Annotated in this window: 19 protein-coding genes and 1 pseudogene; 8 read left to right on the top strand and 12 right to left on the bottom strand. The window is 58.5% G+C overall.

What is annotated here, in order from left to right; genetic code table 11:
- Nucleotides 1–158: 158 nt before the first annotated feature.
- The 3 genes from ilvN to UH5x_RS16500 all read left to right on the top strand — a co-directional run bounded on the left by ilvN (nucleotide 159) and on the right by UH5x_RS16500 (nucleotide 2,396).
- On the top strand, nucleotides 159–698 hold the full coding sequence (ilvN, locus tag UH5x_RS16510; RefSeq protein WP_047817559.1) for an acetolactate synthase small subunit: 540 nt from the start codon (nucleotides 159–161) through the stop codon (nucleotides 696–698).
- Nucleotides 699–760: 62 nt separating this feature from the next.
- The gene (ilvC, locus tag UH5x_RS16505; protein ID WP_047817560.1) at nucleotides 761–1,765 is read left to right on the top strand and encodes a ketol-acid reductoisomerase; all 1,005 of its coding nucleotides are present in this window, start codon (nucleotides 761–763) and stop codon (nucleotides 1,763–1,765) included.
- A 4-nt stretch (nucleotides 1,766–1,769) separates the two neighbouring features.
- Nucleotides 1,770–2,396: a DUF4254 domain-containing protein gene (locus tag UH5x_RS16500; protein ID WP_482633058.1), complete on the top strand. Its 627-nt coding sequence runs from the start codon at nucleotides 1,770–1,772 to the stop codon at nucleotides 2,394–2,396.
- Here the strand turns inward: UH5x_RS16500 and UH5x_RS16495 are convergent.
- Both UH5x_RS16495 and UH5x_RS16490 read right to left on the bottom strand, forming a co-directional pair.
- A complete protein-coding gene (locus tag UH5x_RS16495) occupies nucleotides 2,374–2,559 on the bottom strand; it encodes a DUF1589 domain-containing protein (RefSeq protein WP_150122731.1) in 186 nt (61 codons plus the stop codon). The genes UH5x_RS16500 and UH5x_RS16495 overlap by 23 nt on opposite strands.
- Before the next feature lie 163 nt (nucleotides 2,560–2,722).
- Nucleotides 2,723–3,559, bottom strand: a complete 837-nt coding sequence (locus tag UH5x_RS16490; RefSeq protein ID WP_047817562.1) for an amidohydrolase family protein — start codon at nucleotides 3,557–3,559, stop codon at nucleotides 2,723–2,725.
- 357 nt (nucleotides 3,560–3,916) lie between these two features.
- Between UH5x_RS16490 and metH the strand changes: the two genes are divergently transcribed.
- A complete protein-coding gene (gene metH / locus UH5x_RS16485) occupies nucleotides 3,917–7,621 on the top strand; it encodes a methionine synthase (RefSeq protein WP_047817608.1) in 3,705 nt (1,234 codons plus the stop codon).
- Between the two features lie 412 nt (nucleotides 7,622–8,033).
- Entirely contained in the window at nucleotides 8,034–9,359 is a 1,326-nt protein-coding gene (locus tag UH5x_RS16480; RefSeq protein ID WP_482633057.1) for an ArnT family glycosyltransferase, read from the top strand.
- A gap of 223 nt (nucleotides 9,360–9,582) precedes the next feature.
- Here UH5x_RS16480 and UH5x_RS16475 read toward each other — a convergent pair.
- The 6 genes and pseudogenes from UH5x_RS16475 to UH5x_RS16450 form a co-directional block, all read right to left on the bottom strand.
- Nucleotides 9,583–11,255, bottom strand: a pseudogene (locus UH5x_RS16475) (serine/threonine-protein kinase).
- A gap of 82 nt (nucleotides 11,256–11,337) precedes the next feature.
- Entirely contained in the window at nucleotides 11,338–12,003 is a 666-nt protein-coding gene (locus UH5x_RS16470; protein ID WP_047817564.1) for a sigma-70 family RNA polymerase sigma factor, read from the bottom strand.
- A 183-nt stretch (nucleotides 12,004–12,186) separates the two neighbouring features.
- The gene (locus tag UH5x_RS16465) at nucleotides 12,187–12,912 is read right to left on the bottom strand and encodes a 3-keto-disaccharide hydrolase (RefSeq protein ID WP_047817610.1); all 726 of its coding nucleotides are present in this window, start codon (nucleotides 12,910–12,912) and stop codon (nucleotides 12,187–12,189) included.
- A gap of 168 nt (nucleotides 12,913–13,080) precedes the next feature.
- Nucleotides 13,081–14,361 carry a glutamyl-tRNA reductase gene (gene hemA / locus UH5x_RS16460; RefSeq protein WP_047817565.1) on the bottom strand — a complete coding sequence of 427 codons (1,281 nt, stop codon included), beginning with the start codon at nucleotides 14,359–14,361 and terminating at the stop codon, nucleotides 13,081–13,083.
- Nucleotides 14,358–15,293, bottom strand: a complete 936-nt coding sequence (locus UH5x_RS16455) for a cytochrome c assembly protein (RefSeq protein ID WP_047817566.1) — start codon at nucleotides 15,291–15,293, stop codon at nucleotides 14,358–14,360. Before UH5x_RS16455 ends, hemA begins: the two co-directional genes overlap by 4 nt.
- Nucleotides 15,294–15,346: 53 nt before the next feature.
- Nucleotides 15,347–17,998, bottom strand: a complete 2,652-nt coding sequence (locus UH5x_RS16450) for a ComEC/Rec2 family competence protein (RefSeq protein WP_482633056.1) — start codon at nucleotides 17,996–17,998, stop codon at nucleotides 15,347–15,349.
- Between the two features lie 255 nt (nucleotides 17,999–18,253).
- Here UH5x_RS16450 and UH5x_RS16445 point away from each other — a divergent pair, with 255 nt between their 5' ends.
- On the top strand, nucleotides 18,254–18,682 hold the full coding sequence (locus UH5x_RS16445) for a hypothetical protein (protein ID WP_201778970.1): 429 nt from the start codon (nucleotides 18,254–18,256) through the stop codon (nucleotides 18,680–18,682).
- A gap of 46 nt (nucleotides 18,683–18,728) precedes the next feature.
- On the opposite strand, the gene UH5x_RS16440 is transcribed toward UH5x_RS16445, so the two are convergent.
- From UH5x_RS16440 to UH5x_RS16430, 3 genes are read right to left on the bottom strand one after another with little or no spacing between them, the layout of a single operon-like run.
- Nucleotides 18,729–19,481, bottom strand: a complete 753-nt coding sequence (locus tag UH5x_RS16440; protein ID WP_482633055.1) for a formylmethanofuran dehydrogenase subunit C — start codon at nucleotides 19,479–19,481, stop codon at nucleotides 18,729–18,731.
- The gene (gene fhcD, locus UH5x_RS16435) at nucleotides 19,478–20,482 is read right to left on the bottom strand and encodes a formylmethanofuran--tetrahydromethanopterin N-formyltransferase (RefSeq protein WP_482633054.1); all 1,005 of its coding nucleotides are present in this window, start codon (nucleotides 20,480–20,482) and stop codon (nucleotides 19,478–19,480) included. The genes UH5x_RS16440 and fhcD overlap by 4 nt, the downstream gene beginning before the upstream one ends.
- Entirely contained in the window at nucleotides 20,475–22,169 is a 1,695-nt protein-coding gene (locus UH5x_RS16430) for a formylmethanofuran dehydrogenase subunit A (protein ID WP_482633053.1), read from the bottom strand. The genes fhcD and UH5x_RS16430 overlap by 8 nt, the downstream gene beginning before the upstream one ends.
- A gap of 227 nt (nucleotides 22,170–22,396) precedes the next feature.
- Here UH5x_RS16430 and glmM point away from each other — a divergent pair, with 227 nt between their 5' ends.
- Nucleotides 22,397–23,740 (top strand): phosphoglucosamine mutase, encoded by a 1,344-nt coding sequence (gene glmM, locus UH5x_RS16425; protein ID WP_482633052.1) that lies wholly within the window; start codon nucleotides 22,397–22,399, stop codon nucleotides 23,738–23,740.
- Between the two features lie 224 nt (nucleotides 23,741–23,964).
- Here glmM and UH5x_RS16420 read toward each other — a convergent pair whose 3' ends face one another.
- Nucleotides 23,965–25,587, bottom strand: a complete 1,623-nt coding sequence (locus tag UH5x_RS16420; protein ID WP_482633051.1) for an Nramp family divalent metal transporter — start codon at nucleotides 25,585–25,587, stop codon at nucleotides 23,965–23,967.
- On the opposite strand from UH5x_RS16420, the gene UH5x_RS16415 reads away from it, so the two are divergent.
- On the top strand, nucleotides 25,581–26,504 hold the full coding sequence (locus UH5x_RS16415) for an RDD family protein (protein WP_047817573.1): 924 nt from the start codon (nucleotides 25,581–25,583) through the stop codon (nucleotides 26,502–26,504). The two genes, UH5x_RS16420 and UH5x_RS16415, sit on opposite strands and share 7 nt — an antisense overlap.
- Nucleotides 26,505–26,621 lie beyond the last annotated feature (117 nt).

The raw sequence follows: 26,621 nt of genomic DNA, 5'->3' as shown, positions 1-26,621 counted from the left end.
CAGCGAGTTTGCTGCGTTTGGCTCGCAGCCCTTGGCAGCGTCAACCTCCAAAATTATCATGCGTCGCTCTTGATCGCGACCCTTCCCTTGTATTTGTCGCGTCTTCGACGCGATTGGCGATCTTTTTTGCTCTCACATGGCGACTCACAGGCATTTCCATGGCCAGTCCCAACCAACGTCATTTGCTCTCGGCGCTCGTTCAAAACGTGCCCGGAGTGCTTGCACACATTTCCGGAATGCTCGCTTCCCGCGGCTACAACATTGATTCGTTGGCTGTCGGTGAAACCGAAGACACGACGCTTTCGCGAATGACGTTTGTCGTTGTCGGCGACGACCAAGTCCTCGATCAAGTCCGCAAACAACTCGAGAAAATCGTCACGGTTGTGCGAGTTCTCGACATCAGTTCCAACGATTACGTGGAACGCGACCTCCTGCTGGTCAAAGTCACCGCTCCTGCGGGAGGCATCCGCAGCGAAATTCGCGAATTGGTCGATATCTTCCGCGGACAAATCGTCGATGTCGGCGAAGGGGAAGTGATGATCGAAATCAGCGGCCGAGCCAACAAGGTCCAGGCTTTCATCGAACGAATCAATCGCTACGGCATCGTCGAATTGGTCCGCACGGGCCGCATCGCGATGGTTCGCAGTGGTTCGCAAATCACTTCGAGTGAGCCCACTGCAGAAACCGTCCAAGCCTAACCCCGATTCTGTTCCGATCCCTTCCAACTCATCCTTTCCCCACACACCCTGAGTGACTTCTGATGGCAGCCACCATTTACTACGAAAACGACGCCGACCTATCCCACCTGAAAGGCAAGACGGTCGCGATCTTGGGTTACGGTTCGCAAGGACACGCTCAAGCTCAAAACCTGCGTGACAGCGGTTGCGACGTCATCATCGGCCAACGTCCCGGCAGTGCCAACTACGATCTGGCGGTCTCGCACGGTTTCAAGCCGATGTCGATCGCGGACGCCACCAAGGCCGCCGACGTTGTCAACGTGTTGCTCCCCGATGAAGTTCAAGCGGACATCTATCGCGATTCGATTCGCGACAACCTGTCCGAAGGCAACGTGTTGATGTGTTCGCACGGCTTCAACATCCACTTTGGCCAAATCGATCCTCCAAAGGGCATCGATGTGTTGCTCGTCGCTCCCAAGGGCCCCGGCCACTTGGTCCGCAGCGAGTACGAAAAGGGCGGCGGCGTGCCTGCCTTGATCGCACTGGGCGAAGGTGCCTCCGAAACCACCAAGCAAATTGGTTTGGCATACGCCAAGGGCATCGGCGGAACCCGCGGTGGTGTCATCGAAACCACCTTCGCAGAAGAAACCGAAACCGACTTGTTCGGCGAACAGGTTGTCTTGTGCGGTGGTGTCAGCGAATTGGTGAAGGCCGGTTTCGAAACGTTGGTCGAAGCAGGTTACCAACCTGAAATGGCTTACTTCGAGTGCATGCACGAGCTGAAGTTGATCGTCGATCTGTTGTACGAAGGTGGTCTGAGCTACATGCGTTATAGCATCAGCAACACCGCTGAGTACGGCGATTACGTCACCGGCCCACGGATCATCACCGATGAAACCAAAGCCGAAATGAAGAAGGTTCTCGAAGAGATCCAACAAGGCGAGTTCGCTCGCAAGTGGATCAGCGAAAACCGTGCGGGTGCTCCTTTCTTCAAGGCCACCCGTCGTCGCGAACGTCAGCACGGTGTCGAGCAAATTGGTCTCGGCCTTCGCCGGATGATGAACTGGATCGACGAAAAAGAAGTTTGATCCGGTGGGCGGCCCCACGGAAGATCCAGGTCGCATTCCAACGGTCACCGGTTCGGTCGAAGACTGGACGCAATTGCAAATCGATTGCGTCCGCCGGTGGCACGATGAACCCATGGCCAACCCGCACTCGGGTTGGCTGGGATGGGTGTGCCAACAACACGCTTTCAATTTCAAGTTGTGGCACGAAGAAGACGTCGCACGCAATCCAAACGTGACCGACGCTCGCATCGCCGAAGTCAAACGCTCCATCGATCGGCTGAATCAACAGCGAAACGATTGGATTGAAAAACTGGACGATGCGATCACGGAATCCATCCAGCAATCAGGCGTTGCGGTTCCCGAAGACGCTCCGATCAACACCGAGACACCTGGTAGTGCGATCGATCGACTGTCGATCATGTCACTGCGTTTGTTTCATTACGCCGAGCAGTTGCTACGGCAAGACGTGGGGGCGGAACATCGCGCCAAGGTGGAGGCGAGGTGGTTGCTTTGCCAAGTCCAGCACGCGGACCTCTCGGGATCGCTGCAAACGCTGATCGATGACATTTTCGCTGGTCGCAAACGGCACAAGACGTACCGGCAAATGAAGATGTACAACGACCCCAGCCTCAACCCCGAGATGTCGGGTTGAGGGGGCAGGTTCGGGCGACATCGGAGACGGGAGGTGTGTTGGCCAATGACGTTGTCGCTGTCGGCCAGGTTGTCCCTGGCTGGGTGATTGGCCGGACCGCGTTGAGTCTTGCGGGGGCGGGCTGGACGCCTCGCTTTGTTCCAAAGCATCGGCTGGTTGCCAGGTAAGACCTGGCCTACATCGCTTGACAACTGGATTTGCCAGGAAGTCAGTGTGGTCCCTCGCTCACGCATTCGGGTTGTGAAGTGGGTGGCAGCAGGGTTCGCCAGAATTCCGATGCGCGAATTGGTGGGCGGTCCGAATTCTTGGCGAATCCGGCTACATCTTTAGGCGTCCAGCCCGTATGCCTTGATCGCGTTGCCGGCAAAGAAGGCGGCTTGTTCGTCCTCGCTCAATTCCGCAGCGAGTTCACGAACGGTGTCCAGCCATTGCTGGTATCCGGTGCGGAGCAAACACACCGGCCAGTCACTGCCAAACATCAGACGCTGTGGCCCGAACGCTTCCAAAGCCACGTCCCAGTACGGGCGAATGGTTTCGATGTCCCAGTCCGCGTCGCGAACTTCGGTGGCCACGCCGGAGAATTTGCAGGTCAGATGTTCGCGGCGAGCGAGTTCTTTGAAATGCGGTTCCCACTGGGGATCCATCTTGCCAGCTGAAATGCTGGGCTTGGCAATGTGATCGACCACCATGGGCAGATTCGAGTGCCGGTCCGCGAAATCGATCGCGGCGGGAAGTTGCTTGGCGAAGATCAGGACGTCATAGACCAGGTTGTGTTGGCCGAGCAGCGAGACGCCACGGTTGAACGCTTCGCCATCCAGAAAGCGATCGTCGGGTTCGTCTTGGACAACGTGTCGCATCCCAACCAGCTTGGATCGCCCAGAGATAGATTCCAGCTGAGATTCGACGTCCGAGTCGGCCAAGCCGATCCAGCCCACCACGCCGCGAATCAGAGGTTCCTCGGAGGCGATTTTCAGCAGGTCCTCGGTTTCTTGCTTTGATTGCCGAGCCTGGACGCTGACGAAGCCATCGACACCGCTTTCGGCAGCAACTTCACGAAGTTGAGCGGCGAGGAAGTCCTGGCGCAGGACGCTCATGTCGTCACTGATCCAGCTGTATTCTTCTGGATCGTAGGCCCAAAGGTGGTGGTGCGAGTCAATCAACATGATGGTTTTCTCTATAGAGAAATGTCGTGTGGGGAAGGGGGGTGGCACAGAGGAGCCCGCGCCAGCCACATCCTAGCCCGCAACGCAGGCAAGGGAACCTGAAGGCTGATGGGTGTGTCTTGATCGAGCGGCGAACTGTTGCCTAGCGGACCGCTGCCGGTCCCGCGCTGATCTCGGTGGAGGGCCACCGAGCTACGGTTGCACTCGTCACGCCATTTGAAAAATGTTCTCGTCTCCGCCGTTCGGGTTGCTCGTTTGTTGGCCGGCGGCGAAGATATCGGTTCAAAGGTGCCGGAAAAGTTCGTCTTTTCGCAACTCTTTTTGATTCACATCCCTCCGCCTGCTTTTGGGTTATCCATGTTGCAAGCTTCTTCAACTGACCAGCTTCTCGCCGAACTCATCCGTGAACGCATTCTGATGCTTGACGGTGCCATGGGAACGATGATCCAGCGTCTGGGGTTGGACGAAGCGGCGGTGCGCGGAGACCGGTTCGCCGAGCACAACAAAGACCTGAAGAATTTCTCGGACATCCTGTGTCTGACTCACCCCGAGAAGATCACCGAGATCCACTCCCAGTACTACGAGTCGGGCAGCGACATCGTGGAAACGAACTCGTTCGGTGCGTCACCCATCGGGATGGTCGAGTTTGGTTTGCCGCTGGAACTCGTTCATGAGATCAACGTGGCCGCGGTCGCGTGCGCTCGCAAAGCCGCGGATCGATGGACCGAGAAGACACCCGACAAACCACGCTTTGTGGCCGGGTCGATTGGACCGACGACCATGCAGTTGGCAATCAGCACAAATGTCGATGACGGTGCGTTTCGTGCCACCACGTTCGACAAGTTGGCGGACAGTTACTACGCCCAAGTGAAGTCATTGTGCGAGGCGGGCGTCGACATCTTGCTGCCCGAAACCGCCATCGACACGTTGAACCTGAAGTCATGTCTGTTCGCGATCCAGCGTTACTTTGACGAGGGAGGTCGCCGAGTTCCGGTGATGGTTTCTGGGACGTTTGGCAATGGCGGTCGGACGTTTGTCAGCGGCCAAAGCGTCGAGGCGTTTGTCACTGCGTTGTCGCACTTCCCCATGCTTTCGATCGGGATGAACTGCGCTCTCGGACCGGACATCATGCGTCCGCATGTGGAGGAAATGTCCAAAGCGACTGGGCTGCCCATCAGTTGTCACCCCAACGCTGGATTGCCCAATGAGATGGGTGCGTTTGACTTGGCCCCCAAACCGATGGCAGAGATCGTTGGCGAGTACGCCGACAACGGTTGGATCAATATTTTAGGTGGATGTTGCGGGACAACCCCGGACCACATCCGGGCGATGACGGAACGGGTCAAGGACTGCAAACCGAAGCAAGAAGACAAGGGCGGTCCGGTATGGACTCGTTTGTCAGGTCAGTTGCCGATGGTGATGCGTCCCGAGATCCCGTTCACGATGGTTGGTGAACGTACCAACGTCACTGGCAGTCGCAAGTTCGCTCGTTTGATTCGGGACGAAAAGTACGACGAGGCGGTCGAGGTCGCGCGTGAACAAGTCGAGAATGGTGCGACGATCATTGATGTGAACTTCGATGATGCATTGCTCGATGGCGTCGAAGCGATGACCAGGTTTCTCCGGCTGATTGCCGGTGACTCGGTGGTGGCTGCGGTTCCATTGATGATCGACAGCAGTCGCTGGGAAGTCATCGAGGCTGGTCTGCAAAACGTGCAAGGCAAAGCGATCGTCAATTCGATCTCTCTCAAGGACGGCGAGGAAGAGTTTCTCCGTCGCGCAAGGTTGGTGCGTCAATACGGTGCGGCAACGGTGGTGATGGCATTTGATGAAGAGGGCCAAGCTGCCGACGAAGACAACAAGGTTCGGATTTGCAAACGAGCGTATGACTTGTTGGTCAACCAAGTCCACTTCCCACCCGAAGACATCATCTTTGACCCCAACATCCTGACGGTTGCCACGGGGATGGAGGAGCACAACAACTACGCGGTAGATTTCGTCAACGCGGTCGAGCGGATCAAAAAGGAATGCCCGGGCGCGAAGACCAGTGGCGGGGTCAGCAACATCAGCTTCAGTTTCCGCGGCAACGATCCGGTTCGCGAAGCCATCCACAGTGCGTTTCTGTACCGAGCGGTGAAAGCCGGTTTGGACATGGGGATTGTCAACGCGGGGCAGTTGGAAGTTTACGAAGAGATCCCGAAGGACTTGCTCGAACGTGTCGAGGATGTGCTGTGGAATCGACGCGACGACGCCACCGATCGCATGCTGGACTTCGCCGAAACCGTGAAAGGCAGCGGCAAGAAGAAATCCGGCGAAGACTTGGCGTGGCGTGAGCATTCGATCGAAGAACGGATGAAGCACGCCTTGATCAAAGGCATCGACAAGTACATCGTCGAAGACACCGAAGAGGCCCGCCAGCACTACGACAAATGCTTGCACATCATCGAAGGCCCGTTGATGGCTGGGATGAGCGTGGTCGGTGATTTATTTGGGCAAGGCAAAATGTTCTTGCCTCAGGTCGTCAAATCCGCCCGCGTGATGAAGAAGGCAGTGGCCTACCTCGAGCCGTTCATGGAACAGGAAAAGATCGAGGCGGGCACGCAAGATTTCAAAGCTCGCGGGAAGTTCCTGATTGCGACGGTCAAAGGCGATGTGCACGACATCGGCAAGAACATTGTGGGGGTTGTGTTGCAGTGCAACAACTACGAAGTGATCGACCTGGGCGTGATGGTTTCCAGCGAAAAAATTCTGGAGGAAGCCGTCAAGCACGACGCCGACATGATCGGTTTGTCGGGGCTGATCACACCCAGCCTCGATGAAATGGTTCACGTTGCTCGTGAGATGAAACGCATTGGCATGAAGAAACCTTTGTTGGTCGGTGGTGCAACAACCAGTGCCAAGCACACGGCGGTTCGGATCGCACCGGCTTACGATGGTCCGGTGCTGCACGTCTTGGACGCCAGTCGCAGCGTGGGTGTCGTGGAGAAATTGCTCAGCGATGAGTCTCGCGATACTTTCTTGGAAGCCAACGTCAAGGAACAAGAAAAGTTGGTCAGCAGTTTCCGCGAGCGGAAGCAGGCCTTGGTGCCCTATGAACAGGCCCTCGAGAAACGATTCAAAACGGATTGGGAAACGGTTCGCATCGACCAGCCCGAGTTCATTGGCACGAAGGTGCTCGATGATTTCCCGTTGGCAACGCTTCGCGAATACATCGATTGGTCGCCGTACTTCATGACTTGGGAATTGAAGGGCAAGTACCCCAAAATCTTCCAAGATGAAACGGTCGGTCCGATCGCCAAAGAGGTGTTCGAGAAAGCGAACAAGATGCTCGACCGAGTCATCGACGAAAAACTGATCCAGGCCAGAGGTGTGTACGGGTTCTGGCCGGCGGCGTCCGATGGCGATGACATCATCGTTTACACCGATGAATCTCGGACGGAAGAACGCACGCGATTCCATTGCTTACGCCAGCAATGGGAACGCCGCGGACAAAAGGACTATCGTTCGTTGGCCGATTACATCGCACCGGTTGAGAGCGGTCGCAAGGACTACCTCGGTGGCTTTGCCGTGACCGCTGGACTGGGTGCCGAAGAATTGTCGATGCGATTCAAAAAGGAACTCGACGACGAAAGCTCGATCATCGCCTCCGCGGTGGCGGATCGTTGTGCCGAAGCCTTTGCGGAGTACCTGCATCAACAGGTTCGCCAGCAATGGCAATACGGCAAGGAAGAGGACTTGTCCAACGAAGACATGATCGCGGAAAAGTACCGTGGCATTCGACCGGCGGCAGGCTATCCGGCGTGCCCCGATCACACTGAGAAACGAACTCTGTTTGACTTGTTGGACGCCGAGAAGAACACCGGCATCCAACTGACCGAGAGTTATGCGATGTCACCGGGAGCCAGCGTCAGTGGTTTGTACTTCTCGCACCCCGATGCCAAGTACTTCACCGTCGACCGGATGACGAAGGACCAAATCGAATCGTACGCGGCTCGCAAAGGCTGGCCGATTTCGGAAGTCGAGCGATGGTTGTCGCCCAACTTGGCGTATGACCCTTCGTAATCACCGATGAATGTGGTTGGTCGTGTCGTTTTGCTGAACCCTCCCCTCGCTTCGCTCGACCCTCCCGGGGGACGTCGTTTTATCACTGACGTCTTCGAGGCGTCCTTCGCCCAGGACCTGAACCGTAGTGGACGAGGTGACGAGTCCTTCCCCACGCAAGGGACTCGTTGCCTCGTCCACTACCAAATGCTGCCCTTCATCAATCGACATCCCCCGCCTGCTGAGACAGAATCGGGAGGCGGAGCCTCCAAGACAGTGTGTTCCCGGGCAGAGCCTGGGAACAAGGAAACAGGGAAGAAAACCGTCAATCATTCAACCGACGTCCCGGAGGGCGGGGGATGTGATTGTGCGGACTTGTTTCGATACCAACGTCCAGACGGAAGGTGAAGTTTAGGAAACACTGGAAACTGAGATGCAAGTGAACCGCACGTCCTCGTGTCTACTCGTCGGGGTCGCCCTCGCATTCTTGGTGCGAGGGTCGATCGTGCTCGCCAAGCTGGATTCCCTGGACGCGGATCCAGATGCCTATCGGGTGATCGCAGAAACGCTGGCCCAAACCGGCACCTTTGGTTTGATGGGGGAGGGTGGGGTGGCGACGCCGACTGCGTTTCGTCCGCCACTGTACCCGTGGTTGCTTTCGTTCTTTGTGAATGCGGATGGCCATCTGGCGTCTGCTTGGGTCGCCGTGTTGCATGTGTACTTGGGCGTGCTGACAGTCGGTTTGACGTGGGACATCGCTCGCCGGTGGTGGTCCGATCGAGCGGCCTGGATTGCTGCGGCGCTCGTGACGGTTGATCCGATGTTGCTGTGGCAATCGACGCTGGTGATGACAGAAGCCATTGCCACGGCACTGACAACGTTGGTTTGGTGGTGGTGGGTGGCGAAACTGAATCCCAGGTCCGCGGATGTCCCCTTGAACGCTGGCACGCACGCCCACGGATGTGATCGATCGTCTTTGTGGTCCCTGGCCAACGCGGTGGTGTTCGGTGGTTTGCTTTCGCTGACCGTTTTGTGTCGGCCAACCTTCTTGGTCTGGGCGGCGATGCTGATTCCCGCGTTGTTCTTCATTGGTCCCACTTGCCGGGTCCGGCGAGCGGCGCGTGTTGGCGTCGTGGGGATGCTTCTCTTTGCGACCGTTGGCCTGTGGACGTTGCGGAACGTTTCGCAGCTTGGGCATCCGGTTTGGGCGACCACGCATGGTGGCTACACGTTGCTGCTGGCCAACAACAATTCGTTTTATGACTCCCTGGGCGAGTCCTCGGGTGGTTGGCTGCCATGGGATCGAACGCCGTGGGACCCGACGGAGTTTTTCGCGGCGTACGAAGCTCGTGAAAGAGGTGTCGATGAGGTCTCGGATGATCGCGTGGCGTATGAGATGGCCAAGTCTACTATCTCGAATCGACCCGCGATGTTTGGGTGGTCATGTGTGGTGAGAGGAGCGAGACTCTGGCATCCGTTTCCTGCTCGCACGTCCGATCGATCGATGCTGGTTGTGCTGGTGATCGGGTTGTATCAAACCGGTTTGTTGTTCTTGGCTGTGGGGGGAATTGGCAAGCATTGGCGCTCGTGGCGGCGATCCAACGCTTGGCCTGTGTTCGCGCTGATCCTCACCCTGACCGCGGTGCACAGTGTGTACTGGAGCAACCCCAGGATGCGTTCGCCGGTCATTCCCATGTTGGCTGTTGCCGTCGCGTGTTGGGTGGTGCCGAGGCAAGCGGATCGAACCAAACTGACGTAGCCGGATACCGTAGGCCAGGTTCTACCTGGCGATCGTGATTGACTGCTCCGTCGGAAGCTTGCAATGGATCGTGTTGTTGACGTCTCGCTTTGTTCCAAAGCATCGGCTGGGTTTCCAGGTGGTACCTGGACTCCGAGCTCCATTCATAACCTGCTGCGTCAGCAGGATGATTCAACAGCCGTCCGAATTCTTGGCGAATCCGACGACGGTTTCTTTGATTGGCTCAGCGTTGCTCGAGGAGGGATCGTTGGCGTTCGTACTTGTAGCCGGGGACGAAAAAACATCCCGCGGCGACGATGCCAAAGATCAGGTGCGCCGCGGAGGGGAACACCGCCATTGCCACGGACGTCGCCAGCAAGAGGACCGTTTGGATGTAGAACGCTCCGCTCAGCATCCCGGCTTTGATCAAGAAGACCATTGCGGTGATCACGCCCAGCATCGGTGCCAATCGCAATGGTTCCAGTCCGATCCACCATTCCAGCGGGAACAGCAAGGCGGTCGCGATCAGGCTGGCTCCCCACACATGAGCGACTTGTCGTTCAATGAAGGTGACCGGACCCATGCGTTGACGAAGTTTCCAAAACACAGCGGCCCAGGCACTCAGCCCGATCACCCACACGGCAATGTAGATCCAACGCTCATTGATTCCCGCCAACGCCATTTGCCAAGTCATCAGACTGGCGACCAACAGCACCAGCGAATGCCACATCCAAAGCAGGCCCCATTTTTCGAGCACGGCCGCATGATGCGTTTCACGAAAGACACGCGCGAGGACTTGGTTGAAGTGACCACTGCGAGCATCAACTCGTTCGTCGGCGAGGTAGGCTTCGATGTCTTTGGCGAGTGCTTCCGCGGTCGGGTATCGCAGATCAGCTGGTTTTTGCAGGCACCGAATGGTGATCATCTCCAGGTCCCGGTCCAAACTTGGACGCAACGCCCGTGGTGGCGTGGGGTCTTGCTCGGTGACCAACATCACCAGTTCCATCGGCGATTCTGCGACGAAGGGGGCGCGTCCGGTCAATGCGAAATACAGCACACAGCCGAGTGAATACACATCGCTGGCGGGGCCGATGTCGCCGCGACGACCGCCAGCTTGTTCCGGTGACATGTACGCGGGAGTTCCGACCAGCATCCCGGTGCGTGTCAGGTCCATCTTGGCGCCGACTTGTTTGGCCAACCCAAAATCCGTGATCATCGGACGTTCGTCGTCGGCGATCAGGATGTTGCCGGGTTTGATGTCGCGGTGCAGGATGCCGGCTTCATGAGCCACCGCGACGGCGCGAGCGATTTGCGCAACCATGCGGGCTGCCTCGCGAGGGGCCATCGGACCGGAGGCGACTCGTTGGGACAGTGTTTGCCCTTCGATGAACTGCATGCTGAAGAACGGCCGTCCCTCAATGTCGCCGACTTCGTACACCGGCACGATGCTGGGGTGATCCAGCGATGCGGTTGCGGCGGCTTCCGCCATGAACCGTTGCAGGTCAGCGTCGCTGGCCAAGCGACCGCGAAGGATCATCTTGATCGCGACTTCTCGATCGAGTGATCGTTGGCGGGCGCAAAGACGACGCCCATGCCGCCACGACCAACTTCTTCCAACAGATCAAAGTCACCGATGGTGGTGGGCAAACGAAGGCTGCGCCAGCGGTTCGAGGAGTCGTCGGCTGGCATTTCTTGCGGGCGTTCTGCGGGGAGTTCGTCGTGGGCGACTCCGGCCGTGTCGGTCACCAAGACCGCGCCCCACAGCTCTCGCAGATCTTTGGCGAGCGTTGGATGTTGAGAACAGGTCGCATTGAAATCGACGGGCCGGCCCTGGCAGACTTGGTCGGTCAATTCCGCCAACACGTTGGCAAGGTATTGGTCGTGCGATTCAGCGTTCTCAGGCGACGATGCCTGCACCGCACGAGCAGCATCGCTGGGCGCTGAGTGAGGCCGGGGCGGGTCGGGCCTGGGCCGGTCAGATTGCGAGGTCATCGCTGCCTCAACCCTGCGAGTCAGTGTCGACGCCGAAGTTTTCTTTGTCTTCTTCAAGCACCGCTTTCAATCGACGAACGGCCCGCAAGTAACGCATGCTGGCGGCGGGCGGGTTGAGGTCGAGGACTTCAGCGATCTCGAGGTTGGAAAGGTGCTCGTAGTGACGCATCAGAATCACTTCGCGGTCGCCCTCGTCCAACTTTTGAATGGCGGCCTCCACCTGAGCAGCAATTTCTCGCTGGGTCGCGACGGCGGCGGGCGTCATCGCAGGGTCGCACAACTGGATCGCCAAATTCACAGACGATTCATCCACCCGCCCACCGCCCGCGATCGGTTGCTCGCGGTCCATGTTGCGTTTGGCGCTGACACGGTGCCGACGGTAGGTGTCGATGATGTGGTCCCAAGCAATCTGCCGGAGCCACAAATGGAACGCCATCACGGGATCGTCCAGGTACTTCTGAAGCCGACCACTGGCTTCGACCAAAACCTCCTGGACAACATCGCTGACGTCCACGCGGCGTTGGACTTTTCGGTCCAAGCGGACCTCCACCAGGCGACGGATGGGGCCGCGGTGTCGGTCGAGCAATTGGTTGACGGCTTCGGGATCGCCCTGGCGTGCGGCTTGAAGCAGCACTTCTGTGTTGTCGCCCGAGGGCCATAAAGATTGGGTCATGGTCACGCTCCAGTCACATGGTAGCGTGTTGGAAATGGGGTCAGTCCCTCTTCCACACACGATTCTTGGGTTGGGTGACCGTACGACGGACTTCCGATTCCGTCGGTGCCGACGACTTTTAGCGGACTTGGAAGTCCGTCAGACCCCCAAAGTCGAGGCTGATGATGCACTTGCGTCGCGGGTTCACTTCCATTCGCGAATTTGGATGTTCTTGAACCAAACTTTCATCGCGGGGCCTTGGTGCAATTGCAATGCGATGACACCGGAGTCGGCCTTTTTACCCGGTTGTTGATCGACCACGCGGATCATCAACGTTTCGTTGATGAACTGCTCAAGTTGGTTGTCACGAACCAAGATTCGGTAGTCATTCCATTCGCCGAGGTGGATGCTGTTGGCGAGTTCTTCGGCGGTCGCGAATTGTTCGGTCGTCTTTTCGCCAGTCGCCCAGATGGTGGTTTGTTGTCCGCGAGTGGCCAGGATTCCGCGACCTTTCTCTTCGTACAAGATTCCCGCGAAACGGTTGGTCGCATCGATGTCGGCTTGGTAACCGCCGACGATGAATTTCTCTTCGTCGAGCACCTTGCTGCGGTACTGGATGCCCGAGTTGCCGCCAATCATCTTGAATTGCAGTGTCAGCTCAAAGCTGCCTTTGACTGGGCGATCGAGAATCAAAAACGTGTTTTGCTTGATCGGTGCTTCGTCGGTGGTTTGCCCGTGGATGGCTCCTTCGTCGACCGACCACAGGTCGTCGCGTCCACGCCATCCGTCGAGGGTTTTGCCATCGAACAAAGTGACGGTTTTCGCACCCTGCATGGTTTTGGCCAATGCAACCTTCTCACTGTCTTGGGCATTGGCGGGCGAAACCGCGACGGCGGCGACGAGAGTCAGAAAGCAAAGAACGCGGTTCACGGTTGAGCTCATGAGGTGGGTCCAGGAAGGTAGGTTGGTTAGGAAGGAGACACCAAGGACCGGCAGTTTAACCGGAGGAATGTGTCGATGTTGGCTGGCGAAATCAAAGGGGCAATAGTTTTTCGCCCGATGGAAGCGGTGTCCGACGGGATCGTTGTTGAGCGATCTCTATGAATCTTCACCGAGATTGAACAGGTGTCGCAATGCCTCCAGCAAACCTCGTGAGTGACCGTCGGCGGCGTCATCTCGCAGCGATGCCATGGGCGGGTGCAGCAATTTGTTGGTCAGTCGATCGAACGATTTTTCGATCTCTTTTTGCATTGCGGTGTCGGTGGAACCATTGAGTTTTCCGAACAGTCGCTGCAGTTCTTCGGCTTTGACTTTGTCGGCTCGTTCACGAAGCCGGCGAATGACTGGCCCGGTCGACCGCTGTTGCAACGATTGAAAGAAGCCATCGACTTCTTCATCGATGATCTTTTTCGCCTTGGGCCACTGTTTTTCGCGTTCCCGACGGTTGCGATTGCAAGCGGCTTGCAGGTCGTCGATCTGATACAGGTACACGCCGGGTTCGTCGCCAATGATCGGATCAAAATCTCGCGGCACAGCCAAGTCGAGAACCAGCATGATGCGGCCTTCTCGTTTGGCGTTCAGGGCCGCGAAGGTGGGGGCGTCGACGATGGGCTCCTCGGCCGAGGTGGTTCCAATCAGCAGATCGGCGCGAACGATTTGGTCGGACAAGTTCTCCATCAACTCGGCTTCGGCACCAAACTCCTCGGCCAGCTTTTGAGCTCGATCGAGGCTTCGGTTGACGACGCACAAATTGTCCGCGCCGCCGTTCTTGAGGTACCGAAGTGTTTCCTCGGCCATCTCCCCGGCACCGCACAGCACCACGCGTTTGCCTTGCAGGCGGTTGAAGACTTCGGGGACCACTTCCCCGATCGCGACACTGGGGACACTCAGGCGACGACGATGGATGCTGGTTTCGGTTTGAACGCGTTTGGCGGTTCGGTTGGCGGCTTGGAACACCCCATGGGTGATCGGGCCGGTGCGATCGGCGTCGTTGGCCAAGTCGTAGGACTGTTTGACCTGGGATAAAATCTGAGCTTCTCCGACGACCATGCTGTCCAAGCTGGCGGCGACCAAGAACAGGTGTTCGACAGCTTCACGGCCTTCCCGAAGGATCATGTGATTGGCAACAAAGTCACGCGATTGGTTCAAACAATCAGCGACCAAGTCGATCAAATCATCGGCCTGCAAGACGGAGGGATTGCTGCCGGAGGCGTACAGTTCGACTCGGTTGCAGGTGCTGAGCAAAACCAATTCTGCACCCGCGAAGCGTTGCCCAAACATTTCGAAGGTGCGACTGATCTCGCCTTCGGTGAATGACAGCTGTTCGCGAATTTCAACGGCAGCGTCGTGGTGGCTGCACCCGATCATCTTCAGCGTCATGACTGGCCTCGCGGCACAATCGTTTCCATTGCCGCTTCGTTGTCGAGTGACTCACTGCTGGCGTCGACGTCTTGCTTGGATGGTTGGACGGGGGCGTTGGATTGGTCGGCACCGTGAGAACTGGAAAGCACCCCGGTCATGGCGAGCACCAAGAATCCGAAGCTGGCCAGGGTCAGGTAGGCGATTTTGCGACCGCGACTGGCGGGAGCGTAGATGTACTCGACCACCGTGGCGGTCACCAACCACAGGAACAGCACGCCTGAGAGGATGATTCCGCCGTCGGTCCAGGGGATCATGCCGAGTCGGTTCCAGTTCATGACCACGCCGGAGACCAGCCCCACACCAACCGAAGCGGTGCTGATGACCAAGCAGCTTCGATTGAGGTTTTGCAGTGTTTCCAGTGTCGGCAACCTCAATGACGAACCGGCTTGCTTGCGTTTCAGACGCCATGACTGGACCAGGTACATCGCCCCGGCCAAAAAGCCGACCAACACGGCAGCCGAACCCAGCATCATGGAGACCCCGTGGACGCCACGCCACACCTCCACCGCTTCATTTCGCTCGAACGCGGGCAGGTTGCTGACCGCTCGGGAAAGCGCAATCATCGCCAGAATGGCTGGCAGGAAAAACAGCCCGATGACTGTGTCCGGCCGTCTCAAATAGAATGCAAAGAAGGCGATGGCCAGTCCCAATGCGACCATCAGTGACCAGTCCGTCCAGGTTGCCAGGCGACCGATGTTCGCTTCGTTGCTGATCGAAGCGGCTCGCAGAGTCAGGTAGGTGACGTGGGTGAAAATACCCAGCCCCATCATCACCACGACGGCCAGGCCACGACCCGGGACCCGGCCCAGAAAACGCAGCGCTTCCAGGACCAGCACCACGAGGTAGCTGGCGGAGAAACAAGTGACTGAGATTTGACGCAATAGTTCCATGGTGACTGTATCCTACACCGACCTGAAAAATTGTCAGCCTGGAGAGGGATCGCTCACCAGGGTTGTTGCAGGAATGCCCGGATTTGGAGAGCGCTTTCGGGGCCCATTCGAACCCGGATGGCTCCTTCACGGGAGGTCACGTGCACACCGCCTCCCGCTGCGGACAGCATAGCGGTGACCTCGGGTTTGGCGGCCCTCTGTCCACCGCTGACGACCGTTTCCAATGGCCGTGCCCATTGAAGAACCGCCTCGGCATCCATCCGCAGACTGCCATGATGTGGTGCCATCATCACCCCTCCGGGCGGTGGGCGAGGTGTGTTGGTCAGCACCGCGGTTCCGGGGGGCTCCAAATCACCGGGCAACAACAGCACGCGTTCGCCCCAGTCAATTCGCAGCACCAAAGAATTCGCGTTGTCGTTGGCGTCGATTCGTTCTCGGGGTGGGTGCAGCACTTCCAACTGATCCAGCCAGCTCGGTTGGCCACGTCGAATTCGTTGACCGCGGCTGACTTCTTGCACCGGAATTTGGTGGCGGCGGATTGTTTCGGAGGCCCTGGCCAAGGCAGTGCCGTCGCCCTCAAAAAAGCCGGGCGGAACGAGGACCATGCCAATGGAGAATCGCTCGGCCAATCCCGGCAACGCGTTGTAGTGATCGGTGTCCGCGTGCGACAGAAAAATCCCATCGATGTGGGTGGCTCCCAGCGACCACAGCGCGTCCTCGATGTTTCGGCTGGTCGCGTTGGCGTTGCCCATCCAGCCACAATCGTAAAGCCAGATCTCTTGACGGTTGGGGCGAAGGATCGTTGCGGTGCCATGTCCCACGTCCACGAAAGTTGCTTCCAAGGTTTGGTTGGGGAGTTCCGCCGGAGAGGTCGCCAGCGCCAACGCGATCCCAATCCACCCGACCAACAAACCGGCTTCGATGACTCGGCGGCGAATGCCTCGGGACGTGACCATCGGCCGGATTGCCGCCCAGGCAACCAATCCCAAGTAGAACGTGACAACCCAGGACGTCGGTGGGGACGGAAGCCAAAAGTGACCACCGGGGAGATTGGCCGCTGAATCGATCACCCACTGCATGATCGAAAGCAGCTTCCCGCAGATCCCACCGGGAATCCAAGCCAGCGAGGAAAGCGACCAGCCAGCCAAGATCGTCAGAACTCCGGCGGACAACGCGAGCGCCATCAGCGGCGACAGCATCACGTTGACGATGACGCTGATCGGCGAGACGACATGGAACTGCGACCACACCAAAGGCAGAGCCATCAACGTGACCGCCCCGCTGTACCACAGCACTCGGCCGGTCCATGAGGCGATGAATGACAGGACTCTTCGCCACGCCGCTTGAGATTGCTGGGCCAGTTCGTCGAAGCGTTCTTCCACGCGAATCGTTTCTGCCGCCGGTGTCAGTGCATTGGAAAAGGGGCGTCCGCAAAGCAACAGGGTGGCGACGGCCAAAAAGGACAATTGCACGCCGATGCCAAAGATCTCGGCTGGCATCCAGATCATCAGAATGATGGCCGCCAACGACAGTGAATTCAGCGGGTGGTGGGGACGAGCAAGCAACCTGGCCAGAATGACCGTCGACAACAAAATGGCGGCTCGGGTCACCGGAGGTCGAGCACCGGTGATGGCCACATAGAACAGCATCACGATCACGATCAAGGTGACCGAACCGGAGAGTGGCAATCGCAGCAGTCCCGCCACCGCTCCCGTCAACAGGACGATGATGCCCAAATGCAATCCGCTGACGGACAACAGGTGTGCGGTGCCCGTCACGAGCAAGCGTTCATTGGTGGTTCGGTCCAGGAAATCGCGTTGCCCCAGCGTCAACGCGAGCGCCAGTCCACGCTGCGATGGTTCGATCTGATTCAGGATGGTGTCTCGAGCCGAGGCGGCTCGATCGGCCAACCAACGCTGGAGCCAGACATCCCAGGAAAAATGCCCGTTTGCGTCCCCTGCGTTCGGTAGCTGTTCGACCTGAGCAGCCGAGCCCACACGCATGCGAGCATGGATGTTTTGTCGACGTGCTGCGATCCGTTGGTCGGTTTCACCCGGGTTGCTGGGCGGCGGAATCGCTGCGATGCGACCGTACAGCTTGACCGTATCGCCCGGTCGCAGGTCCTGTCGTTCTGCATCGACCATGACCATCACGCGGCCGGTGATTGGAACAGGTTGGGTCCCTCGTCGCATGGTCACCACGCGAACGACCAATCGAGTTTGGTACTGCATGTTGTGGTGGCCGTTGGGGCCGGAACCCATGCCTACGACATCGGACGTCCGCGCGACGGTGTTCTCCAGAGCATCGCGTTGCAAGCGGACCGGTTCGTCGATCACAGCAACCATGACGGTTGGTTCTTCTTCGCTCGACAAAACTTCCCGAATGGTCGCGGAAGCGTACTGCCATTCATCCAGGGCGTGCCGGCCCGCGAAAGCAAACAAGATGAATCCAAACCAGCACGCAGTTCGAAGGCGGGTGAGAACTTCTGTGCGGATGCGAAGCGAGTTGGAAAGCTGGGGGGCGGCAACCCAGGCGATCCACCAGACCAACACCATCGCGCACATTGTGCCCAGCCAGAACTGCATGGACTGAGGAAAAACGCGGTCGAGCAACAGCCCGCCCAATCCCGTTGCCGCAAACATGGTCAGCGGTTGGCGGCTGGGAAGTTCGGCCAGGTGACGAGTCGAGAGACTGCCTTGCCGCATTCTGAAGTCAATTCCTAGAGAAAAGTTGAGAGCGACGGACTGCAGGCCGGATAACCCGCATAACCGGCGAGGCTTCTTGCCCTTTCTGCTTGCCTGGTCGGCAAACTCGCCGGAAAGCTCAGCCCTGGCCTAACCCGCGTGCTACTCATTGTACGGCCAAGAACTCTCGGTCACACGCTTCTCGATCTTTGAGGGATGGGACAAATCGTCCACGTCCCAACTCTTCGCACCGTTTCTTATTGCACGAGGAAACCCATGCCAACGACTGTCAAATCATCGTCCAAGACTTCGACCGCCAGCAAAACCAAAGGTAGCAAAGTGAGTGACGAAGTCGTGACCATCGATCGTCGTCGCAACGAACGCCGCGACGGCAATGCCGATGCAAGCGATGCGGGGATGATGGATCAGCCACGTCGAAAGAAACAACGCCGTCGTCACATTGACCCGACCACTTGCGAACGCGACTACAGCGACCAAGAAGTCGAGTTCATGAAGGCGATGGACGACTACAAGCGTGACTCGGGGCGGATGTTCCCAACGTGCAGCGAAGTCTTGGAAGTGTTGCGTTCGTTGAACTACGTCAAACTGTCGGACGATCAGTTCGAAGAGTTGGGCCTGAACGACGAAATCGAAGGCGAAGAGAGCTGGAGCGAAGAAGAATCCGATGAATTGGCCGAAGTCTGATTCGACCATCGAGCCAACGTCGATCCGGTTCCACCGGACTCGCCTTCTACGGCATCCAAATTTCGCCGCGACCGTCGATGTGACGGTCGCCCCGGCAGACACGGAGTGATCGCAAGGATTCAGGCGTCAGCCAACTGGCACCACTGCTTCGACCGAGCAACCCAACAAACGCCGACCGAAGTGGAATCGGTGTTGAAAATCGATTTGCATCGAGTGTTGGTTGCTGGCCAAAGATCAACGTTCCACGACGCATTCCATAGGCAATGTTGGAGCCACATTTTCCAGCCACGCCAATCGTGCCAGCCACCTGCCACGTGGCCAGACGTTGCCCCGCATCGCCATCGATCCAAATCTCACCGCGACGCATCCGCTGGCCCGCGTCATCGCCGGCGGAACCTCGCACGATCAGTTGGCCACCGTTCATGCCAACATTGCGGGCGCCTCGCGGCGAACCGAGGTGGTGCCCCGCGTTGCCATGCACCACGATGCGACCGCCCAGCATGCAGCTTCCCGCATGATCGCCCACGTCGGACTGGCAAATGATCTCGCCCAGTTTGTGTTGGAAACCCATTCCTGAAACGTGTCGCAAACACCCATCGATGACCAATCGTGGCATCGAGACATCAGATTGCAGGGAGACCTCAAACAGCTCACCGATCGCGATCGGACCGGATCGAGACGGCAACTCGAACCGTTCGATCTCACTGGCCGAGAGTTGAACCCATTCATCCAGCCGAATTCGCGACGCATCCAGTGGCGCACGCAACACGGATCGCAGTCGCAATGTGATTTGGCTCATTGTCCGGCCTCCGAATCAGAGGACGGCGATTGGTCGCGAAACAATTCGTGCAGTTTGAAATGGTGTCGGCCCAGTTTGCCACCATAGTTGCCCGCCGACACGCTTATCAATCCTTCGGCAGCACCGGCTTGGCAAGCGGCAGCGATGCCGACTCGCATGGATTCTGCGATCTCATCAAACGACATCCCATCAATCACGACTTCGATCGCCGCATTGGCTTCGGGGGGGAGTGCCGACGGTGTGATTTCTCGAAGTGCGGGGCAGAACGCGTCGTTGCTGGATGCAAACAACGCGGCGTATTTCGATCCGACTTTGGAACCGCTGCGAGTCGTTCCGCCGGGAAAGGGTGTGATGATGCCGGGCAACTCTCGCATCGCATCGATCGCAGCACGACTGGCGATCGTCACAGACTGCATGCTTCGTCCGACCAGGATGAAGTTGCCGCCGCCGATGGCATCCACCCGGCCAACGTCGTGCTGGCAAACAAATTCTCCGTCCATCACGGGAATCCGCCAGTACCGCACCGGACGCGATTTGCCATCCGCATCCAAGTGCTGAATCTGCTTGCTGATTTGGTTCCCGTCGCCAAAGTATCGCAGTGACTTCCCGATCGGGACTCGTTTGGGATGCACCTCACGGCCGCCTGGGATGCCACCGTACAAAGCGGTTGTGGGGCAAGTCAAAACGCACTGGCCCGCTCGTCGGGGAATTTGCTTTTCGAGATCTTTGCCCGACATGCCGAACGCCAAAATCGCGACGCCGGGGCGTCCATCTGGAGTCTGCTCGGGTGCCAGCGTTTGTTCCACCGCGATCTCAAGACCGCAGGCAATGACGCTGGTTCCAAACCCGCACATCGCCGTCGCGGATTCCTCGCACCAACGTCGATCATCCGCCGTCACGATCAACCGGGTGGCCTTCATGTCAAAGGCTTCGGCAAAGGTGTCTTCGATCGCAACACCGGCAATCGAAAATCGGTTCGATGTTTGGGCGGAGTCAGCCATTTGGGTTCTCCGATCCATTGGTTTCGATCAAACGCGTGCCGATCACGTCGTCCATCTCACCTTGGGAAATCTGCAATCGGTCCAACGCGTAGGTGCCTGTGCGAGCATGCAATTCGCGGAACTTGGGGACGTAGGTTGGGTCGACTTCGACCGACGCGGCCAACGTGTTGTCTCGTGGGATGGAATCTCCAGCGTCCATGTTTTGACCCCGTGAACGAATCCGAACGCCCTGTTTGAAGACATCCCGCGGGGTGCGGAACATGGTTTCGACGTTCGTGTCGTGTTCGTACACAACCACATCGGCAATGCATCCCGGCTGCAATCGACCTCGATCGGAAAGTCCCAGGATCGAGGCCGGTGCGGACCGTGTCATCACCGCGATGTCGTCGAGTGTGTATTCTCGGTCGATGCCCGCCAGTGAACTGGCCGCCGCGGCGTCGGAGTGAATTTCAGTGAGCGCCGTTTCTCGTAGCGAACGATCGGTGAGCAAGGCGATCAGGTGCGGGTAAGCCGTGAACGGACCGCCGTTGGGATGGTCGGTGGTCAAGAAAACTCGCGATGGGTCATCGACCATCAGGAACAATTCCAACCCGATCGCCCATTGCAAGCTGTGGACAAACTCACGGCGTGCGTATTTGAATGGCACCACGCCGCAACCGGCTTCGCATTCGATGTCCAGCAACACTGACTTGCGAGGTTTCGCGAGTTTGCGGTGATCGAATTGATGCATGGCATCGGCACTGATCGTGACCGTTTGGCCAAATTGAATCTGTCCGACGTCCAGCGTCACGTTCGGGTTGGCTTTCAGGGCATCGGCCAACTTCGCTGCTGAAGAAGAAAATTTGTACGGTCCTTCGACGCCGTAGCTGTGGAATTGAGCGTGGGTCAAATGAATCGGATAACCATCGGCGGCTCGGATGGTTGCCAACGTGGATTCAATGTTGCCAGGCACGCCCAAGTTGCTGCAGTGGATGTGCAGGGGGTGCCGCAGACCGATCTCGGACACGGCTCGGCAAAGCACGCGAATGATTTGGCCGGGCGTGATGCCGTACTGGGGATGCCGCGTGTCGACATCCATCTCGCGTTCGTTGAACTTGAACGCGTTGATGCCACCTGGATTGACGACCTTCACCGCGATGCAGCGAGTCGCCTGGACCATCCAAGCCACATACGCATTGATGACCTCTTGAGGTTCCTCATCGGCGATCAATCGCAACAGCACGTCGTCGTTGCCGAGCAAGCAATACCCACCGGTGTCGAGTCCCCGGACGTCGGCCATTTCCGCGTGAGCCGATCGGGCGTTGCAGGGGATCACGGCGGGCTCAAAGCACGTCGTGTAGCCCATGTCCAGGTAACGCGAGGCGGTCACGGATGCCGAGGGAAGGAACTCGCATGAGGCGGCGTCTTCTCCAGCGAGGCCTGTCGCTTCTCGCCAAGGCGGCATTTGATCGCCTAGCAACATGCGGGCCAGCGTGACTTTTCCACCGCCGATGTGCGTGTGCAGATCGATGCCGCCCGCCATCGTGATGCAGCCACTGCCGTCGATGATTTGATCCGCGACCGTTCCTGGTTCAGGTGCCGCGACGAGGCGACCGTCTCGCCACCACAGGTCCGCGATCTCGCCACCCGGTTTGGCTCCTGGTGCCGACGGGTCGATCAGCCGGCTTCCTTGGAGACATGTGAGCATGGTGATGAAATGACGATCGCGAAGCGCGGAAGGCGAATGGACGCTGCCGCAGGAAATGAATGTTCGGCGGGAATATACGCGAATTCCCGTGTCCCTGGTACGATGCTCCCCCTGAACCCAGTGACAGAAGGCCAGCCGCCGGGCGGTTCCTGGTCAACGTCACCGCGTTCCATCTCCGTTCAGATTTGTTCTCTCCACCTCCTCGATCCAGTCTCCTTGTGTGTCCTATGAGTGAATTGATTATCAGTGTCAGTGGTCTTCGTGGCATCTTGGGTGAAACTTTGACGCCCGAAGTCGCCGTGCGTTTCGCGGCCGCGTTCTCGGCATCGATGCCCGAAGGCAAGATCGTGATTGGACGCGATGGACGCACGACGGGACCGATGCTTCGCAGCGCCATTGTTTCCGCACTGACGGCCTCCGGACGCGATGTGATTGATGCGGACGTCGCCGCGACACCCACCATCGGCGTGCTGGTTCGCGAAATGGGAGCCGTCGGGGCGATCGCGATCTCGGCCAGCCACAACCCACCGGAATACAACGGCATCAAATTGTTTGGCGGCGACGGGCGAGTCCTCGACGCCGAATCCGGAGCCAAAATTCGAGACGCCTACTTTGCGGGCACCAATCAATGGGCCACCTACGACCAGATCGGTGAGGTCAGTTCCGTCGAAGATCCCCACGCCGCGCACCTCGAGAAAGTGCTGGCGACGGTTGAGGTCGATGCGATCAAGGCCAAACAATTTCGCGTGCTGATCGACAGCAACCACGGTGCGGGCGGTCTGCTCGGCGTGCGATTGCTCGAAGCGTTGGGGTGCACCGTCGAAGCGATGGGGCACGAACCGACCGGGGAATTTGCTCACACGCCCGAACCCACTGCTGAGAACCTGCAAGGCATTTCCGCGGATGTGACGGGACGCCAGTGTGTGGTGGGGTTCTGCCAAGACCCCGACGCGGATCGCTTGGCGTTGATCGACGAAACGGGACGCTACATCGGCGAAGAATGCACGCTGGCGTTGTGTGTTCGGCAAGCCATGGAAACCGGTCGCACCTCAGGTCCGATCGTGATCAACGGGGCGACCAGTTCGATGAGCACGTTGATCGCAGAGCAGCACGGCGTCGAGACGTTTCGCAGCGCGGTGGGCGAAGCCAACGTTTGCGATTTGATGATCGCGAAGAAGGCCGCTTACGGTGGCGAAGGCAACGGTGGTCCGATCGATCCCACGGTGGGTTACGTTCGCGACAGCTTCGTTGGCATGGCGCAAACGTTGGCACTCTTGGCGCGAACCGGAAAACCATTGAGCGAACTGGCCGACGAGCTTCCGCAGTTGAGCATCCACAAGAGCAAAGCCGGTGTGTCAGCCGAACGTTTGCCGGCGGTCTTTGACAAGTTGGAAGCCAAGTTCACCGACGCGGAAGCAACCCGTGGCGACGGAATGCGTTTGCAATGGTCGGATCGTTGGTTGCTGGTCCGCGGCAGCAACACCGAACCGATTGTCCGCATGATCGCGGAAGCCCCCACGGCGGACGAAGCATCGTCGCTGTGTGACCAAGCCGCTGAGTTGTTGGGTTAACTCACCGTAGGCCAGGTTCCACCTGGCGATGCTGATTGGCCGGCCATGTTCACGCTCGCCGACCGAGCGTTGGGACGCCTCGCTTTGTGCCAAAGCATCGGCTGAGGTGCCAGGTAATGACCTGGCCTACTTGGTGCACAAACAACGTCGCCGGATTCGCCAGAATTCGGATTCTGACAAGCTCGCGTGCGTTCCGAATCCTTGGCGAATCCGGCGACGTGGTGTCAGGTCACGGTGGCGAAGATCGTCCAGACGCCGGTGATCAGCATCGCGATGCCGGACAACCACAGCATCCCATCCCACAGTTTGCCAGGACGCAGGCCGTCGACCGATCGTTTGTAGCGGAACCAAATGGCCGCCCCAGCGATCAGTGGCAACACCACGCCCTGGGTGACGCCGCTGATCAACACCAGTTTCGCCGGGGACGGGAACGCGATGTAGAACCCCAGGCTCATGATCGGGAAGAACGCACCGAGACCGCGGACCCATTTGTCTCGCGTCGCCTGGCTGTCGTCAATCCATCCGACGACTCGCAGCGCATCCGAGAACACGCGTGCGTGCCCGGCGCAGGCGACGAAGAATGTGCTGTACAGAACCGCGATTGCGCCAAACAGAAACAACGCCGCCGCCCAGTTGGAGAACACAGGCACATACATCACGGCCAGCGTTCGGACCAAATCCGACTTCTCTGGGTTCAACCCGACACGGTGCAGCACCGCGGCGCCGAGCAAGTAAAACGCGACGGTTGCAAAGGTGTAGACCAGCATCGATCCCCAGGCGTCGACCTGCATGACTCGCATCCATCCCGCCGCACGCTCACGCCACTGTGGTGTGCCATCGTTTTTGCCGGTGAACTTGGCATAGCCTTTTTCGAGGCACCAATACGGGTACGCGATCAACTCGCCGGCACCCACACCGATGATGCCAAACGTGGCCAAGGCGGTCGCCAGCGCTGTGCCGCCGTTTTCTGAGGCGGGCAGGGCCCCCTTCAATCCGGAGAAGAATTCGCTGGCCGTGACGCGGTAATCGACCTCGCCCTGCAACAAGAACAAGTTGATCAGTGTCAGCAACGTGAACGATCCGACCAGGACCGTGCTGAAGGTTTGAATCAACCCATACCGACCGACAAACAACAGGATGCTGGTCGCGATCGTGATGACCGTTGCCCAAAGTTTGATGTCGGGCGGTTCGTTTTTGCCGTGTTCCAGTTCGTGCGCCAACCGCAAAGCGACCACTTCGGCTTCGCGGTTGTCGAGTTCTTGGAGACGCGTGGGGGCTTCCTCGGTGGAACGCTCGGATTCGGATCGGACCGCGTAGCGTTCGAAGGTCAGCAACTGCTCCGCGTCGGCGACTTGGTTTTCTGAGACGCCGTGAGCGGTCGCTGGCATGGTGAGTGCGACCGCTTGGCCGACGCTGCCGACGATCCCGCCTTGTTGACCGATGCTGGCCAACCACATGACGGCCCAGGCCCAGACCAGCCAATTGCCATGGCGTCCCAGACGCGGGCCCGGCAGTTCGTTGAACGCTTGCAGGGACGTCTTGCCGCTGGTCAGCGTGTATCGCCCCATTTCGACCTGTGTGAAAACTTTGACCACGCATCCCAGCAGAATCAGCCACAGCAGGGTGAACCCGGCTTCGGCACCGGTTTTCGTGGTCGCGATCAATTCGCCGCTGCCGACGATCGAACCAGCGATGATCAGCCCTGGACCGATGTTGGTGAGGATCCGCCACCAGTGCGTGGGCGGATCTCGGCGTTCCGATTCTGGGGATTTCAAAACGTGCTCGCGTTCGACAACAGAGGTGGGATGCAGGGGGGAAAGCTTGATATAGTAGCACCACCATGCCACGCGATGAAAATCAACTCGATGCTGAATCCCAGCGACCGCTCGACACCACCATCGGTGTTGTCACGCCGGAGAACATTGCGTTTGAGTATCAATTGGCCGGTCCATTTCGGCGGCTGCCGGCTTACATCATTGATGTCTTTGTGCGAGCCGCGGTGATCGCCGCGATCGGGTTGTTCTTGCTGCTGTTCATTGGCCTGTCGGGGTTGCAAAGCCTTGGTTCCTTCGCCCTCGCGGCGGGAATCATCAGCTACTTTCTGGTCAGTTGGTTTTATGGGGCGGCACTGGAAGCGTTTTTCAATGGCCGTACCGTTGGGAAATGGGCCTGCGGCATCCGGGTGATTGATGTCGATGGGTGCCCGATCAACGGGAAACGAGCGGTGCTTCGCAATCTGCTTCGGATCGCCGATTTGGCGCCCGTCGCGGCGCTGAGCAGTGTGGATGAGAGCATTCCGCCCATGTTTTTGATTCCCACGGGCATGGTGGGGCTGATCTGCGTGATCAGCACGCGCCGGATGCAGCGATTGGGTGACATCGCCAGCGGCACGATGGTCATCATCGATGAAAAAACGTGGCAATTGCCGGTCGCGAAAATCGATGATCCCCGGGTCGCACCTCTGGCCACGTTCATTCCCGGCGACTACGCGATTTCGCGAAGCATGGCCAGGACGCTGGCCATTTACGCGGAGCGACGGCACTACTTGACCCCCGCACGACGCCGAGAAATCGCCCGGCACCTGACAATTCCTTTGATCGATCGATTTGAGTTTCGGCCCGACATTGACGCCGATTTGTTGATGATCGCACTGTATTACAAGACATTCTTGGCGGAACGAAACGCGGAACCCGCGGATTTGGGGCCATTGGCCGGCTACAGCCCTCTGATTCGGGACATGGTTGCCCCGGCGACAACCGCTTAGAAACGCCTGGTTGATGACTGGCGTGGTGGACGAGGTGACGAGTCCTCTCGTACGCGAACCAGGCGGCTTGTGGGCTGTCGGTTTGGGCGTCAACGACGTTTTAACGCAAGTGGGATG

The sequence above is a fragment of the Rhodopirellula sp. UH5 genome (genome assembly GCF_056839225.1).
This window is presented reverse-complemented; position numbering and strand designations above follow the sequence as displayed.

Coding starts and splice junctions, on each gene's coding strand:
- ilvN (WP_047817559.1), top strand. CDS start 159: ATGGCCAGTCCCAACCAACGTCATTTGCTCTCGGCGCTCGTTCAAAAC.
- ilvC (WP_047817560.1), top strand. CDS start 761: ATGGCAGCCACCATTTACTACGAAAACGACGCCGACCTATCCCACCTG.
- UH5x_RS16490 (WP_047817562.1), bottom strand. CDS start 3,559: ATGTTGATTGACTCGCACCACCACCTTTGGGCCTACGATCCAGAAGAA.
- metH (WP_047817608.1), top strand. CDS start 3,917: ATGTTGCAAGCTTCTTCAACTGACCAGCTTCTCGCCGAACTCATCCGT.
- UH5x_RS16480 (WP_482633057.1), top strand. CDS start 8,034: ATGCAAGTGAACCGCACGTCCTCGTGTCTACTCGTCGGGGTCGCCCTC.
- UH5x_RS16470 (WP_047817564.1), bottom strand. CDS start 12,003: ATGACCCAATCTTTATGGCCCTCGGGCGACAACACAGAAGTGCTGCTT.
- hemA (WP_047817565.1), bottom strand. CDS start 14,361: ATGACGCTGAAGATGATCGGGTGCAGCCACCACGACGCTGCCGTTGAA.
- UH5x_RS16455 (WP_047817566.1), bottom strand. CDS start 15,293: ATGGAACTATTGCGTCAAATCTCAGTCACTTGTTTCTCCGCCAGCTAC.
- UH5x_RS16450 (WP_482633056.1), bottom strand. CDS start 17,998: ATGCGGCAAGGCAGTCTCTCGACTCGTCACCTGGCCGAACTTCCCAGC.
- UH5x_RS16445 (WP_201778970.1), top strand. CDS start 18,254: ATGCCAACGACTGTCAAATCATCGTCCAAGACTTCGACCGCCAGCAAA.
- UH5x_RS16440 (WP_482633055.1), bottom strand. CDS start 19,481: ATGAGCCAAATCACATTGCGACTGCGATCCGTGTTGCGTGCGCCACTG.
- fhcD (WP_482633054.1), bottom strand. CDS start 20,482: ATGGCTGACTCCGCCCAAACATCGAACCGATTTTCGATTGCCGGTGTT.
- UH5x_RS16430 (WP_482633053.1), bottom strand. CDS start 22,169: ATGCTCACATGTCTCCAAGGAAGCCGGCTGATCGACCCGTCGGCACCA.
- glmM (WP_482633052.1), top strand. CDS start 22,397: ATGAGTGAATTGATTATCAGTGTCAGTGGTCTTCGTGGCATCTTGGGT.
- UH5x_RS16415 (WP_047817573.1), top strand. CDS start 25,581: ATGCCACGCGATGAAAATCAACTCGATGCTGAATCCCAGCGACCGCTC.